Annotated in this window: 13 protein-coding genes and 1 pseudogene; 8 read left to right on the top strand and 6 right to left on the bottom strand. The window is 71.0% G+C overall.

The genetic code is table 11. The features are described 5' to 3' along the window. Positions 1–40 precede the first annotated feature (40 nt). The 3 genes from fabG (at position 41) to ACIRP7_RS14990 (ending at position 2,029) form a co-directional block, all read left to right on the top strand. Positions 41–745 carry a 3-oxoacyl-[acyl-carrier-protein] reductase gene (gene fabG / locus ACIRP7_RS14980; protein ID WP_403658338.1) on the top strand — a complete coding sequence of 235 codons (705 nt, stop codon included), beginning with the start codon at positions 41–43 and terminating at the stop codon, positions 743–745. Between the two features lie 5 nt (positions 746–750). Beyond that, entirely contained in the window at positions 751–1,518 is a 768-nt protein-coding gene (fabI, locus tag ACIRP7_RS14985; protein WP_403658341.1) for an enoyl-ACP reductase FabI, read from the top strand. 157 nt (positions 1,519–1,675) lie between these two features. Further along, complete coding sequence (locus ACIRP7_RS14990; protein WP_403658344.1) at positions 1,676–2,029, top strand: hypothetical protein; 354 nt, start codon at positions 1,676–1,678, stop codon at positions 2,027–2,029. Here the strand turns inward: ACIRP7_RS14990 and ACIRP7_RS14995 are convergent. Further along, on the bottom strand, positions 2,004–2,699 hold the full coding sequence (locus ACIRP7_RS14995) for a FadR/GntR family transcriptional regulator (protein ID WP_403658347.1): 696 nt from the start codon (positions 2,697–2,699) through the stop codon (positions 2,004–2,006). The genes ACIRP7_RS14990 and ACIRP7_RS14995 overlap by 26 nt on opposite strands. Positions 2,700–2,769: 70 nt before the next feature. Here ACIRP7_RS14995 and ACIRP7_RS15000 point away from each other — a divergent pair, with 70 nt between their 5' ends. The 4 genes from ACIRP7_RS15000 to ACIRP7_RS15015 all read left to right on the top strand — a co-directional run bounded on the left by ACIRP7_RS15000 (position 2,770) and on the right by ACIRP7_RS15015 (position 5,230). Then, positions 2,770–4,119 carry a CynX/NimT family MFS transporter gene (locus ACIRP7_RS15000; protein WP_403658349.1) on the top strand — a complete coding sequence of 450 codons (1,350 nt, stop codon included), beginning with the start codon at positions 2,770–2,772 and terminating at the stop codon, positions 4,117–4,119. Between the two features lie 48 nt (positions 4,120–4,167). Continuing rightward, positions 4,168–4,284: an SGM_5486 family transporter-associated protein gene (locus ACIRP7_RS15005; protein WP_086023195.1), complete on the top strand. Its 117-nt coding sequence runs from the start codon at positions 4,168–4,170 to the stop codon at positions 4,282–4,284. 155 nt (positions 4,285–4,439) lie between these two features. Next, positions 4,440–4,646, top strand: coding sequence for a hypothetical protein (locus ACIRP7_RS15010; protein WP_403658352.1), 207 nt, complete (start codon positions 4,440–4,442; stop codon positions 4,644–4,646). 65 nt (positions 4,647–4,711) lie between these two features. After that, positions 4,712–5,230, top strand: coding sequence for a SixA phosphatase family protein (locus ACIRP7_RS15015; protein WP_403658355.1), 519 nt, complete (start codon positions 4,712–4,714; stop codon positions 5,228–5,230). Positions 5,231–5,322: 92 nt separating this feature from the next. Here the strand turns inward: ACIRP7_RS15015 and serB are convergent, their stop codons facing one another. Together serB and ACIRP7_RS15025 are read right to left on the bottom strand one after the other, a co-directional pair. After that, positions 5,323–6,537 carry a phosphoserine phosphatase SerB gene (serB, locus tag ACIRP7_RS15020; protein WP_403658358.1) on the bottom strand — a complete coding sequence of 405 codons (1,215 nt, stop codon included), beginning with the start codon at positions 6,535–6,537 and terminating at the stop codon, positions 5,323–5,325. Positions 6,538–6,663: 126 nt separating this feature from the next. Beyond that, on the bottom strand, positions 6,664–9,012 hold the full coding sequence (locus tag ACIRP7_RS15025) for a streptophobe family protein (RefSeq protein ID WP_403658361.1): 2,349 nt from the start codon (positions 9,010–9,012) through the stop codon (positions 6,664–6,666). 239 nt (positions 9,013–9,251) lie between these two features. Here ACIRP7_RS15025 and ACIRP7_RS15030 point away from each other — a divergent pair, with 239 nt between their 5' ends. Further along, positions 9,252–11,879 carry an FHA domain-containing protein gene (locus ACIRP7_RS15030; protein ID WP_403658364.1) on the top strand — a complete coding sequence of 876 codons (2,628 nt, stop codon included), beginning with the start codon at positions 9,252–9,254 and terminating at the stop codon, positions 11,877–11,879. A gap of 75 nt (positions 11,880–11,954) precedes the next feature. Here the strand turns inward: ACIRP7_RS15030 and ACIRP7_RS15035 are convergent, their stop codons facing one another. From ACIRP7_RS15035 to ACIRP7_RS15045, 3 genes and pseudogenes are all read right to left on the bottom strand, one after another. Then, entirely contained in the window at positions 11,955–12,743 is a 789-nt protein-coding gene (locus ACIRP7_RS15035) for a transglycosylase SLT domain-containing protein (RefSeq protein ID WP_403658367.1), read from the bottom strand. A 297-nt stretch (positions 12,744–13,040) separates the two neighbouring features. Continuing rightward, entirely contained in the window at positions 13,041–14,117 is a 1,077-nt protein-coding gene (locus tag ACIRP7_RS15040) for an S-adenosylmethionine:tRNA ribosyltransferase-isomerase (RefSeq protein ID WP_403658370.1), read from the bottom strand. Then, positions 14,114–14,444 (bottom strand): annotated as a pseudogene (locus ACIRP7_RS15045) (hypothetical protein); the annotation flags it as partial. The gene ACIRP7_RS15040 and the pseudogene ACIRP7_RS15045, both read right to left, overlap by 4 nt.

Genomic DNA, 14,444 nt, shown 5'->3' on the forward strand with positions numbered 1-14,444 from the left:
TCGGGCGGGTGTGTCAGACCCCAAGGGAAAGGGTGATCCGTTGAGCCGCTCGGTTCTCGTCACCGGAGGCAACCGGGGCATCGGCCTCGCCATCGCCCGCGCGTTCGCCGAGGCCGGCGACAAGGTCGCCATCACATACCGCTCGGGGGAGCCGCCGGCCGGCTTCCTGGCCGTCAAGTGCGACATCACCGACACCGAGCAGGTGGAGCAGGCCTACAAGGAGATCGAGGCCGAGCACGGCCCGGTCGAGGTGCTGATCGCCAACGCCGGCATCACCAAGGACCAGCTCCTGATGCGGATGTCCGAGGAGGACTTCACCTCGGTCGTCGACACCAACCTCACCGGCACCTTCCGCGTGGTCAAGCGCGCCAACCGCGGCATGCTGCGCGCCAAGAAGGGCCGGGTCGTCCTGATCTCCTCGGTCGTGGGCCTCTACGGCGGCCCCGGCCAGGCCAACTACGCCGCCTCCAAGGCCGCCCTGGTCGGTTTCGCGCGTTCGCTCGCCCGTGAGCTGGGCTCGCGCAACATCACCTTCAACGTCGTCGCACCCGGCTTCGTCGACACCGACATGACCAAGGTGCTCACCGACGAACAGCGTGCGGGCATCGTGAAGCAGGTGCCGCTCGGTCGTTACGCGCAGCCCGAGGAGGTCGCCGCGACGGTGCGGTTCCTCGCCTCGGACGACGCCTCGTACATCACTGGAGCCGTCATCCCCGTTGACGGCGGACTGGGAATGGGTCACTGAACACCATGAGCGGAATTCTCGAGGGCAAGCGCGTCCTGATCACCGGTGTGCTGATGGAGTCCTCCATCGCCTTCCACGCCGCGAAGCTGGCCCAGGAGCAGGGCGCCGAGATCATCCTGACCGCGTTCCCGCGGCCCACGCTGACCGAGCGCATCGCCAGGAAGCTGCCCAGGCCCACCAAGGTCATCGAGCTCGACGTGACCAACGACGAGCACCTCGGCCGACTCGCCGACATCGTCGGCGAGGAGCTCGGCGGCCTCGACGGCGTCGTGCACTCCATCGGCTTCGCGCCGCAGGACGCGCTCGGCGGCAACTTCCTGAACACGCCGTTCGAGTCCGTGGCCACCGCCATGCACGTCTCGGCGTACTCCCTGAAGTCGCTCACCATGGCCTGCCTGCCGCTGATGCAGAACGGCGGCTCGGTCGTCGGCCTCACCTTCGACGCCCAGTACGCCTGGCCGCAGTACGACTGGATGGGCCCGGCCAAGGCCGCCCTGGAGGCCACCAGCCGTTACGTCGCGCGCGACCTGGGCAAGCAGAACATCCGCTGCAACCTCATCTCCGCGGGCCCGCTCGCCTCCATGGCCGCCAAGTCCATCCCCGGCTTCAGCGACCTGGCCGCCGTGTGGGACAACCGCTCCCCGCTGGAGTGGGACCTCAAGGACCCGGAGCCGGCCGGCAAGGGCATCGTCGCCCTGCTGAGCGACTGGTTCCCGAAGACCACGGGCGAGATCATCCACGTGGACGGCGGCCTGCACGCCATCGGCGCCTGACACCGCACCTCTCGCGAGTGCGGGGCCCGTGTCCTTCGGGACGCGGGCCCTCACCCGTTCGGCCCACCAGGCCGGGCGCGCACCTGCCACGACTGGGCACGCTGGATAACGCGTTCACCTGCGATTCCCTCCCCAGCACGGCCGAGGAGGTCCCCTTGTGCGCCTGTCCCGCAGTCTGGCCTCAGTGACCGCAGCCGTCTGTCTCGTGATGTACCTGCCGTACGAAGCGATGTCGCACGCACGCGTGGCGGAGCCCGGCGCCGCCGCGTCGGAGCTGTTCGGCGCCTCCTGCCGCAGCAAGGTCACCGGCTCCCGTGTGACCACCTACTGCCACAACCCCTATCCGCGCAGCGACGGCGTCCGTCTGCACATCGAGTGCGAGCGCTGGTGGGACCTCGACACCGACAGCGCCGAGGTCGCGGCCGGGCCCGCGCAGACCGTGCGGCTGACCGGCCGGTGCTGGAAAGAGGTCCGCTCGGCGTGGGTCAGCCATCGGAAGCTGGCGCGCTGAACCGTCCCGGACGGCACTGCAAGGGGTAGCCGGCCGCCTGGTCGGCGGCCGCCGACGCGTCGCCCGCGCGGATCGCGTCGACGAGCCGCGTGTGGTCCATGTACGTCTCCGGCGTCAGCTCGTCGCCGACGTCCTCGCGCAGCCAGTCCCGCAGCACCTCGCCGAGGTCGGCGTACATCTCGGTCATCACGTCGTTGTGCGAGGCGGCCACCACGGCCAGGTGGAAGGTGGTGTCCGCCGTCACGAAGGCCTCCGCGTCGCCCGACTCCCAGGCCTCCTCGCGCCGCACCAGGAGCGCGTCGAGCTGCTTGAGGTCCTTCTCGGTACGCCGCTCGGCGGCCAGCCGCGCCGCGGACGACTCCAGGGTGGAGCGGAGCTCGGCGATGTGCCGGGGATCCGCGTCGGCGAACCTGCGGTGCATCACGCCCGCCAGCTCACTGGTCGCCACGACGTATGTCCCCGAGCCCTGGCGGATGTCCAGCAGCCCGTTGTGCGCGAGCGCGCGGACGGCCTCGCGGACGGTGTTGCGGGCGACCCTCAGCTGCTCGACCAGCTCGGGTTCCGTCGGGATCCGGGAGCCGACCGGCCACTCGCCCGAGGTGATCTGGTTGCGCAGCGCGGCGATGACCTGCTCGGACAGCGCCGAGCGGCGGGGATGGCTCAGGGGCATGGCACACCTTCGCACGGGCGGGACGACCGCGGACGACCCGGGGATGGACAACCAATCATCCCATGATTCTATGATGGGGGGCATGGCAAGCGAGGAAACCCGGACAGTGAAGTCCCCGACCGTACGCAGCTCCGCGACCCCGCCCGACGGGGAACCACTGGTGGTGCCCGCCACGCCCGCGTGGGCGGTGCGCCTGGTCGTCGTCGGCATCGTGCTGTCCGCCCTCAACCTCCGCCCCGCCATCACCAGCCTCGGCGCCCTCCTCGAAGAGGTGCGCGACGGACTCGGCATGAGCGGCAGCGTGGCCGGCCTGCTCACCTCGGTGCCCCCGCTGTGCTTCGCCGTCTTCGGCGTCATGGCCCCGCGGCTGGCCCGCCGCTTCGGCGCGGGCGCGGTGGTGTGCGCGGGCATGGTCGCCATCACGACCGGCCTGCTGATACGGCCGTACACGGGCTCCACGGCGGGCTTCCTGGCCGCCAGCGCCCTCACCCTCATGGGCATCGCCGTCAGCAACGTCCTGATGCCGGTCATCGTCAAGCGCTGGTTCCCCGACCGGGTCGGCTCCATGACCGGCCTGTACTCGATGGCCCTCGCCCTCGGCACCTCGGCGGCGGCCGCCGTGACCGTTCCGATGACCGAGGCGCTGGGCGGGAGCTGGCAGTCCGGGCTCGCGGTGTGGGCGGCCCTGGCCGCGGCGGCCGTACTGCCGTGGATCCCGCTCGTGCGAGACCGGGGGCCGGCGTCGACGGAGCCGAAGGCGGCCCGGAGCGTGCACACGCGTGTGGAGGGCGCCGGACCCGTCCGGCACGTGCACGCACGCGTGGAGCCACCCGCGCTGCGGATCGCCCGGAGCCGGACCGCCTGGGCGCTCGCCGTCTTCTTCGGGCTCCAGGCCACCGCCGCCTACATCACCATGGGCTGGATGGCGCAGATCTTCCGGGACGCGGGCGTATCCGCGGGCACCGCCGGGCTGCTGCTCGCGGTCACGATGGTGATGGGCGTCCCGCTCGCCTTCGTCATCCCGCGCGTGGCCACCCGGCTGCCGCACCAGGGTCCGATCGTGATCGCCCTCGGCGTCTGCGGTCTCGCCGGCTACGCGGGCCTGTACCTCGCCCCCGCCGCCGGTGCCTGGGCCTGGGCCGTTTTGCTCGGTGTCTCCAACTGTGCCTTCCCACTGGCTCTCACCATGGTCGGGATGCGTGCCAGGACCGGCCCGGGCGTCGCCCAGCTGTCCGCGTTCGCACAGAGCACCGGCTATCTGATCTCCATCCCGGGACCGCTCCTGGTGGGCGTGCTCTACCAGCACAGCGGCGGCTGGGGACTGCCCATCGCGCTCATGATCGGCCTGATGGTCCCGCAGATGGCGGTCGGCGTGCTGGCGGGCCGCGACCGTACGGTGGAGGACGAGGCGGCCCGCTGAGGTCACCCTGGCGGCTTCGGTAGGAGACCGGGGTGCGAGACTGGCCGTATGCCAGTGCTCGATCCGAATCCCCAGAACGGCCAGAAGAAGATGCTGCTGGTCTTCGGCTCGTTCTTCGCCATCTTCGTCATCATCGCGATCATCGCGACGATCGCCTCACCCTGACCGACGGTGGGGTTAACCCCCCAGTCCCCTAGGGGGCGAGTGTCAGGGTCAACTGGGTGGATCACCGGATGGGTTGAGGAGCCCCGGTTCCGTAGCTTCGAGATGTGACCGCGAGAAGCGGATCACGGAGGACTCGAAGACCAGCGGAGGCACTCATGTCGGCCCCTACGCACACCCCGCCCCACCCGGCGTCCCGGGGCGGCGTCGACATCCGGCTGCCCTGGTGGGCCCTCGCCCTGCCGACGCTCGCCTTCGTGGTACTGCTGGCCCTCATCCTCAATCCCACCGACGCGCACGCGGCCTCCGGTGACCCCGTCGTCACCCAGTTCCTGGAGCGCGTACAGCACCTCATAGCGCGCTGAGCACCCGCGAAGCCGCCCGTCAACTCCCTGCGCCCCATGGCCTGTTTCATGCGAAGCTGGATCCTATGAGCGTCGCAGATCCCCGCAGGATTGTCCTTTTCCGGCATGCGAAAGCCGACTGGCCCGAGGTGACCGACCACGAGCGGCCGCTCGCCGACCGGGGCCGAAAAGATGCAGCGGAGGCGGGACGACGGCTGGTCGACTCCGGTATCCCCCTCGACCTGGCCCTCTGCTCCACCGCGACCCGGACCCGTGAGACCTGGAAGCTCGCCGTGCAGGAGTTCCCGCACCGGCCGAAAACGGTCTACGAGGAGCGGATCTACGAGGCCTCTCCCGGCGAGCTGATCGCCGTGCTGAACGAGACCCCGGACGACGTGCGCAACCTCGTACTGATCGGCCACAACCCGGGTGTGCAGGGCCTCGCCGACGTCCTCGCGGGCGCCGCCGAGGGGGAGGCCCGCCAACGGATGAGCGACCGCGGCTTCCCCGCCGCAGCCTTCGCCGTCCTGTCGTTCAGCGGCCCCTGGAAGGCCCTGGAGCCCGGAGTGGCCACCCTCGTCGACTACTGGGCGCCGACCGACTGACGACATCCCACTCGCGCGAGAAACGGCACGCGAGAAACGGCAAAGGCCCGGCACCATCACGGCGCCGGGCCCCTGCCGATCCGTCGTCGAGGTCAGTCCTCCTCGTGCGCGTCCGCCGCCTCGACCTCTTCGCGGGTGACGCCCAGCAGATACAGCACCGTGTCGAGAAAGGGCACGTTCACCGCGGTGTGCGCGGCCTCCCGCACCACCGGCTTGGCATTGAAGGCGACCCCGAGCCCGGCCGCGTTGAGCATGTCCAGATCGTTGGCGCCGTCGCCGATCGCCACCGTCTGGGACAGCGGCACCCCCGCCTCGGCGGCGAACCGGCGCAGCAGCCGCGCCTTGCCCGCACGGTCCACGATCTCCCCGGTGACGCGGCCGGTCAGCTTCCCGTCGACGATCTCCAGGGTGTTCGCCTGGGCGAAGTCCAGCCCCAGCCGGTCCTGCAGATCGTCGGTGACCTGGGTGAAGCCGCCCGAGACGACACCGACTTGGAAGCCGAGCCGCTTCAGCGTACGGATGAGGGTGCGCGCGCCCGGCGTCAGCCGTACCTCGGAACGCACCTTGTCGACGACCGAGGCGTCCAAGCCCTCCAGCAGCGCCACGCGCGCGTGCAGCGACTGCTCGAAGTCCAGCTCGCCGCGCATCGCGGCCGCGGTCACCTCGGCGACCTCGTCCTCGCAGCCGGCGTGCGCGGCGAAGAGCTCGATCACCTCGTCCTGGATCAGTGTGGAGTCCACGTCCATGACGACGAGCCGCTGGGCCCGGCGATGCAGACCGGCGGCGACGACGGCCACGTCCACGCCGAGCTTGCCCGCGTCCGTCACCAGGGCGGTGCGCAGCGGCTCGGTCTCCACGCCGGACACCGCGAACTCGACGGCCGTGACCGGATACTTGGCCAGCCGGAAGATACGGTCGATGTTGCCGCCCGCCTTGGCGATCTTGGCGGCGATGGCGGCGGTGGCCTCCGCGGTGAGCGGGTGACCGAGCACGGTGACCAGGGAACGTCCCAGCCCGCGCGGCCGGTTGTCGCCGAGACCGGAGATGATCTCCGCCTGCATCTTGATCGACTCGGCCCAGCTGTGGACGGTCGCCCGCAGATCGCCCTCCAGCGGACGGGGCGGCGCGGTCACGAGCGCGCACAGCACCATCCGGCCACGCGTGACGACCTGCTCGATGTCGACCACGTCGACGGAGTAGGCGGCGAGGGTGTCGAAGAGGCCGGCCGTGATGCCCGGCCTGTCCTTCCCGAAGATCTTGACGAGAAGGGTGGGGACGTCGGAGGACGAGCTCTGCGAAGCACTCATGGTGCTCCCACCGTATCCGGCACCCAGTGCCTGCCGCTCCCGCGGTCCGTCTGACGGACACGGAACACTGGGTGTCGAGCGGATGGCGAGATCCTTACGGGCAGGCCACGGGTGTACTGCGGTGGGTCAGCGCGGCCCCTTCGGCTGCCTGGGCGGCGGCGGTGGGGGTGGGGGAGGAGGCGGTGGCGGCGACTGCCGGCCCTCGTCCCCCGAGGGTCGTCGGCCGCCGGGCCGCTGCCTGGGAGGTGGTTGCGGCGCACGAGGGGGCTGGTCGATCGGGCGGGCCACGGTCGGGGCGCCGTAGACGTTGTCGGGCGGTGCTGAGCCGCCCGGCCGGCCCGGTCCGCTCGACTCGTCCGACGGCTGCGAACGGTCTTCGTGGGGCCGTACGACCTCCTGCGGCGGACCGCTGCCCTCGGACGAGCCCGAGCCCTCGCCCTGCAGGTACCCATCGGACGACCGCGGTCCCCGGGCGGGCGGCACCCCACCCGATGCTCCCCGATCATCCCGGGGGCGCGACTCCTGCCCGCCACTCTCACGGCCCGTCTCCCGCGGGCCGGCTCGCCGCGGCTCACCGCCAGGCCGCGCATCCTCCGGCCCCCGCAGCTCGTCCGGCACCCGCAGATAGGGGTTCGTAGCCGGATTGGGCGCCCGATAGGGCGTACCGGGCACGTACGGCCCGGCTTCACCGCCGCCCGTCCCTGCCGCACCCTCCTCGTACGACCGCCCTCCGCCTTCGTACTGCACCCCTCCGCTTTCGTACGGCACCCCTCCGCTTTCGTACGACCGCCTCCCGCTTTCGTACGACCGCGACGCGTCGTCGTACGAACCACCCGCCCCCTCGTACCCTCCTGGCGCGCCGCCGGAAGCACCGGCACCCCCCTCGTAAAACCCGGCCTCACTTCCGCGCGCGCCGGCGTCACCTCCATAAGGAGCGCTCTCACCCCAGTAAGCCCCGCCCCCATCTGCAGACGGCCCGGCCCCGCCCTCACCCGCATACCGGGGAACCCCGTCAGTCCCGGCCCCCGGCACCCCCACCGCCTCGACACCGGAACCCCCCGCCACGTCACCCCGTGCCAACCCCGCGGCCCGAGACCCCGCCGCCCCCGTCGCCCGCGCCAGCAACGCCCCCGCGGCCCCCGCCCCCGCCCCCCACAGCGCCCCGAGGAGTACCGCGATCCCGAGTTGCCCCCGCAGCCGCACCCCCGCGCCGAACGCGTCGAACCCCAGCACCGACAGCGAGGCGTCCACCGACACCTCCGTCAGCCAGGCGAGCAACGGCAGCGCCAACGCGGTCGCGACCCCCAGCCGCAGCGCACACCGCCCCGCGAAACCAAGGGCCCCCGGATTCCCCGCCCCAGGAGCCGTCCCCGGCGTCCGCACAGCGGTCAGCACCCCGGCCAGCAGCATCATCAGCGCCGCCCCCACCCCCAGCAGCCACACCCGCCCGTCCAGCTCCGCCAGGCGTCCCAGCGTCACCGACCGGTCGGAGTCGGAGGTGAGCAGCCGGTCCAGGGGGTCCGGGAGGAAGTTCGTCAGTACGCCCGTCGCGCGGCCGTCGAAGGGGACGAACAGACCGACCGGGATGCCCAGCCACACCCCGTTCGGCGCCCCGAGCAGCGCCGCTCCCGCGATCCGCTTGGGGTGGTCGTCGCCGATCGCCGCGTACGCCGCCGCCGAGAACCCCGCGGCCACCGCGACCAGCAGCACCGTCACGAGGGCGGACACGGCCGGCCGTACGACCCGGTGGAGGGCCTCCCAGCCGCGCGGCAGCGGCGTACGACGGGACGCCAGCAGGGCGACCAGCAGGATGCCGGCCGACCAGCCGAGCCCGCCGAGCAGCGTCGGCGCGGTGTCCACCGTGAAGCCGACCGCCGCCTTCGCGTCGATCAGGTCGCCGATCTGGTCGGGCAGCAGTCCGCCGATGTCCCCGACGTCCCCCAGCCCGGGGATGTCGAGACCGCCGCCCCCGCCCGCGCCGGGCAACTTGTCGAGCCCCAGCGCGCTCCCGTCGAGCGTGATGACGTCGTGCCCCGCCCAGGCCAGCCCGCCCATCATCGCCGTGAACAGCGCGACCACCGAGCCCGCACGCGCGAGGAGTTCCGATGGCGCGATCACCGCTCCGGCGCCCCGCAGGGACCGCAGGAAGAACCATGACAAAAGCACCGCACCGACGAGGCTGACGCCCAATGGCGTGATCTCGATGGCGGTCGCCGCCTGCGCCCCCGTCAGCCCGAACGCGGACACATCACCGGACGGCGTCACCGAACCACCCGCCGCAAGGGCCACAACGGCCGCGGTCATCGGACCCAGTGAGGCCACGGAATCGGCCTCCAGCAGATGCAGACCGAGCGCGGCGGCCCCCGCCATCCCGATCAACGCCCAGCTCACAGCCGTAATCGCGGACAGCAGGATGTCTCCCCACGGCAGTCGCACGCCCTGCTTCGTGGCCTCCGTGCTCATGGACGCACTCATGGCAGACCCCCCGATCCGCGGCGCGGCCGAGACCGCGCTTGTCCCCCTCGCGTGGATTACCCACTCTCCGGGTCGGTTTCAACCCCGTCAACGGAACCGGCCGAAGCGCGTGAACGTGGTGTTCTCGGGGCTCGACTTTCGGTCAGGAGGGGGATCCTGAAATAGTTCCCGACGATGTTCGACATCCCTACACTCCCTGTGACGGGGGCAATTCGGGGGACTACTCAGTGGGGCTTGGAGTGCCGGAACTCGTACTGGAAGCGAATGGACGTACCTGGACGCTCGATCCGGCCAGGTCGTACAGCCTTGGACGCGATCCGCAGGGGGACATCGTGTTCGACGACGCCAGGGTCTCCTGGCGTCACGCCACGATCCGCTGGGACGGGCGCGGTTGGGTCATCGAGGACCACAGCAGCACCAACGGCACGTTCGTGCACGGTCAGCGGATCCACCAGACGGAGATCGGCCCCGGCGCGGCCGTCCACCTCGGCAACGCGAGCGACGGCCCGCTGCTGAACCTCTCCGGCACCGCGGCCCCGGCCGCGCAGCCTCAACCCAGGCAGCAGCCGTACGCCGCGCAGAGCGCGAACCCCGGCTGGGCCCAGCAGACACCGCAGCAGGCCCCGCAGCAGACACCGCGACCATCACCCCACCAGGCCGCCGCCCCCGACCAGTCCCCTCGACAGGCCGCACCTCAGGCCTCGCCGTCCGGCTGGCCACAGCCTCAGCAACAGCCGCGGGCGCAGCCGTACTCGCACGCGCACCAACCGCCGCAGAAGATCCCGCACCAGCAGGGCCCCGGCGCGGGCAGCGCGGGCGCGGGCGCGCCGCCGGTCTACGGCGACCGCAGCCCGACAACGTTCCACCAGTTCACCATCGGCCGCATCATGCGCATCGGCCGTGCCCTGGAGAACGACCTGGTCGTCTCCGACCTGCAGGTCTCCCGCAACCACGCCGAGTTCCACTCGATGCCCGACGGCCGCATGGAGATTCGCGACCTGGGCTCCCACAACGGCACGTACGTCAACGGCCAGCCGATCCCCAAGGGCGGCTCCACGCTGCTCGGCCCGAGCGACATCGTCGGCGTCGGCCACTCCACGTTCCGGATCGTCGGCGACCGCCTCGAGGAGTTCGTCGACACCGGTGAGGTGTCGTTCTCCGCCCGGCACCTGACGGTCACGGTCGACGGCGGCAAGCAGATCCTCAAGGACGTCTCCTTCGGCGTCCCGGAGAAGTCCCTGATCGCGGTCATCGGACCGTCCGGTTCCGGCAAGTCGACCCTGCTCAAGGCGCTGACCGGCTACCGGCCCGCCAACCAGGGCGACGTGCTCTACGACAACCGCAACCTCTACAAGCAGTTCGCGGAGCTGCGCCAGCGCATCGGTCTGGTCCCGCAGGACGACATCCTGCACAAGGAGCTGACCGTCAAGAAGGCCCTCAAGTACGCGGCGAAACTCCGCTTCCCGGCCGACACCACCGGCGCCGAGCGCGAGTCGCGCATAGACGAGGTGCTGCGCGAGCTGAAGCTCGACATCCACAAGGAGAAGAAGGTCACCTCCCTCTCCGGCGGTCAGCGCAAGCGCGTCTCGGTGGCCCTGGAACTGCTCACCAAGCCGTCCCTGATCTTCCTCGACGAGCCGACCTCCGGCCTCGACCCGGGCATGGACCGCGATGTCATGCAACTGCTGCGCGGCCTCGCCGACGACGGCCGTACGGTCCTCGTGGTCACCCATTCCGTGGCCGAGCTGGCCCTGTGCGACAAGCTCCTGGTGATGGCCCCGGGCGGCGCGGTCGCCTACTTCGGGCCGCCCGAGGAGGCACTGAACTTCTTCGGCTACGACACCTGGGCCGACGTCTTCTCCTCCTTCGAGAACTACCGCGACTACGACTGGGCCGGCCGCTGGAAGGGCTCGCAGCACTACCAGATGTACGCCGCGGACATAGACGCCGTTGCGCCGCAGTCCGTACAGACGCCTCCCATGCAGGGCATGAAGCCGCCGAAACCACAGCGCTGGACGGGCCAGTTCGGGACTCTCGTGCGCCGCTACGTGTCGGTGATCGCGTCCGACAAGGGTTTTCTGGCGCTGACGGTGATCCTGCCGCTCGTCCTCGGCTCGGTCAGCCTGCTCATCGACTTCGGCGACAACCTGCTGCCCAAGCCGGTCGACCCGAGGACCAGGCTTCCCGAGCCGAACAGCACGGCCACCACCGTCCTGCTGATCCTCGCGGTCGGCGCGTGCTTCGCCGGCGCGGCCAACTCCGTCCGTGAGCTGATCAAGGAACGGGTGATCTACGAGCGGGAGCGCGCCACCGGCCTGTCCCGCTCGGCGTACCTGATGTCCAAGGTGGTCGTACTGGGCGCGATCACCATCCTGCAGGGGCTGATGGTCGGCGTCATCGGCTTCGCCACCCGCGGGCTGCCGAAGGAAGGGCTCGTCCTCGGCAGCGCCACCCTCGCGGAGCTGACGCTGCCGATCATGGGGCTCGGGTTCACCTCGATGATGTTCGGGCTGATCATCTCCGCACTGGTGAAGACGTCCGAGAAGACCATGCCGCTGCTGGTCATGTTCGCGATCGTCCAGGTCGTCTTCACCGGCTGCCTGTTCACCCTGCACGGCACGCTCGGCGTCAACGAACTCTCGTATCTGATGCCGTCGCGCTGGGCGGTTGCCGCCGCGGGCGCCACGCTGGACTTCAACCAGGTCAACCCGCCCGTCAAACCGGGCGACACGACTGACCCGCTGTGGGACCACACCCTCACCACCTGGGGCCTGAACATGGTCGCCCTGATCGCCATCGGGATCGTCTGCGGTTTGCTCGTCTCCCGCTTCCTGCGCCGCCACGAGCCCGAGGTCATGCGCAAGTGACCACCGTCGTACGACAGTGAAGGGCGGCACCCCGACCGGGTGCCGCCCTTGTGCGTAGAAGAGGTCCGCGCGACCTCAGTACGCGCTGTTGACGTTGTCCATCGAGCCGTACTTGTCGGCCGCGTAGTTGGCGGCGGCGGTGATGTTGGCGACCGGGTCGTAGATGTTCCAGGACGTGCCCGCGACGTGGTACGCCTGGAACGTCGGCGGGATGACCTGGAGCAGCCCCTTCGACGGGATGCCGTTGATGGCGTTGATGTCCCAGTTGTTGATGGCGTTCGGGTTGCCCGAGGACTCCCGGAGGATGTTGCGGTGCAGGCCGTTGTAGCTGCCCGGGATGCCCTTGGCCTTCATGATGTCCAGGGACTCCTTGATCCAGCCGTCAAGGTTGTTGGCGTAGCTCTTGTGCACCGCGGCCCTGAGCTTGGCGCGATGCGCGGCCCGGCTCGCGGCCTTGGCCCTGGCCTTGCGCGCCTGGGCGGCCTTCTTGGCGGCGGCGGCGTGCGCGGCCTTCTTCTTCGCGGCGGCCGCGGCCTTGGCCTTGGCCTTCGCCTCGGCGTGCGCCTTCGCTGCCTTCGCCTCGGCGTGCGCCTTCGCCGCCTTCGCCTCGGTGGCGGCCTTGCTCTGCAGCGCCTTGGCGGCGAGCTGCTCGCTGACGTCCGCCTGGAGGCCCTTGAGCTGCTCGGAGGTGTACTTCACGGGGGCCGAGGAGACGGCGACCTCGGAGGTGGTGGTCTCGGCGTTGCCCGGAACCGCGCTGAAGGCGACGGCGGCGGCGCCGAGCGTGGCGACTCCGGCGATGGCGATCTTGTGGCGCTTGGTCAGCGCACGACTGTGAGGACGGGTGAAAGGGTTCTTGGGCATGCGGAATGGACCTCTTCGAATAGCGCGGAGGTCGCTCGCTGTCCGGTGTCGGACGGGTGCTTCCGGCACAAACGCCGCGGGCGGAACCCACGGCGCTGAGCGACGTTGGCCATTCTTAGCTGCCGCAAAATGCCCGGGCAAAGGTGTGACGTACGACCCTGGGTAGTGGACCCAGGGAGGGCAAAACGGGACAGACCAACACGTCTGCCCCGTTCATGCCGGGAGCCTTTGTCTCCTATTTCACCTAGTACGTGATCTGCGCCCTATGTGCGGGCTCACATCGGCCGCACAGCGTTTTCACCAACAGTTGCGCTCGCAATGCTGTGCGTGAGGATGCTCCTCAGGGAGAAGCAGATGCACGTCCCCGAACTCGTGCCACAGGTAGTGCCGGCGCAGGGCCTCCTCGTAGCCGCGGTCGATCGCCGCCCGCCCCGCGACCGCCTCCAGCATCAGCAGGTGCGAGGCCTGCGGCTCGTGCAGCCCGGTCAGCAGCCCGTCCACCACCCGCACCCCGCGCTCCGGGGTCACGACGAGGTCCGTCCACCCCTCACGCGCGCGTACGACCCCGTCCGCCCCGGCAGCCGACTCCACGGCCCGCACGGCCGTCGTCCCCACGGCCACGACCCTGCCGTTCCCGGCCCGCACCGCGTTGATCAGTCGCGCGGAGACTTCCGGCACCGAGAACCGCTCGGGGTACGGCGGCTCGTGCGCCTCCGCCGAGGCCACCCCCGTGTGCAGCGTGACCGGCGCGAACTGCACACCCCGGCTCACCAGCTCCACCACCAGCCGAGCGGTGAAGGGCCGTGCCGCACTGGGCATCTCCGCACTGCCCGACCCGTCGGGCGACGGCAGCGCGAACACCGTCTGGTACACGGACAACGGCTGGTCCCGCTCCGTGTAGGAGTACCGGATGGGCCGCCCGTGCTCCCGCAGCAGCCCGAGAACCTCCCCGCCGCACACCCGCGCCCACCACAGCCGCCCGCTCACCGCCTCCTCCAACACCAGCCGCAGGCCCCCGGGCAGTCGCACCTCCGTTCCCGCGGGCCCGCCCGCACGCGCACGCGTGGTGCCCTTCCCGTCGGGCTCCCGCAGCTCCACCGCCCACCGGCCGTCGTCCCCGCGCGTGGAGAAGTGCACGACCACACGCGCGTGCCCGATCCGACCGTCGACGGCCGCGGCCAGCGTGGGGGAGGTGTTGACGACGAGCAGGTCCCCGGCCCGCAGCAGCCGCGGAAGCTCCCCGAACGAGTGGTGCGACACCGCGGTACCCCGCGACACCAGCAGCCGTACGGCATCCCGGTCGACCCCGGCCCCACGCTGCTCGGCCGGCACCCGCGCCGACAGCTCCTCCGGTACGCGCACGGCGAGTGTCATCGGCCCTCCCTGAGCGAGGAGGCTGCGTACCGCCCGCTCGGCGGCCGCTCGGAGGATGCCCTCGGTCGCCTCGCCGCCGCGGGCTGTGGGCCGAGGGCGGCTGCGGCGGCCTGTGTCCGGTCGAGCCCGGTCCCGCGCTGTTCGGCCGGCACCTGTGTCGGCAGTTCCTTCGGTACGCGCAGGGCGAGTGTCATCGGCCCTCCCTCAGCGAGGCGGCCTCGTACCGCCCGCTCGGAGGATGCCCTCGGTCGCCTCGCCGCCGCGGGCTGTGGGCCGAGGGCGGCTGCGGCGGCCTGTGTCCGGTCGAGCCGGGGCCCGCGCTGTTCG

Origin of the sequence: Streptomyces sp. NPDC102270 (assembly GCF_044766405.1) — a bacterium.
In the GTDB taxonomy this organism is placed as follows: Bacteria; Actinomycetota; Actinomycetes; order Streptomycetales; family Streptomycetaceae; genus Streptomyces.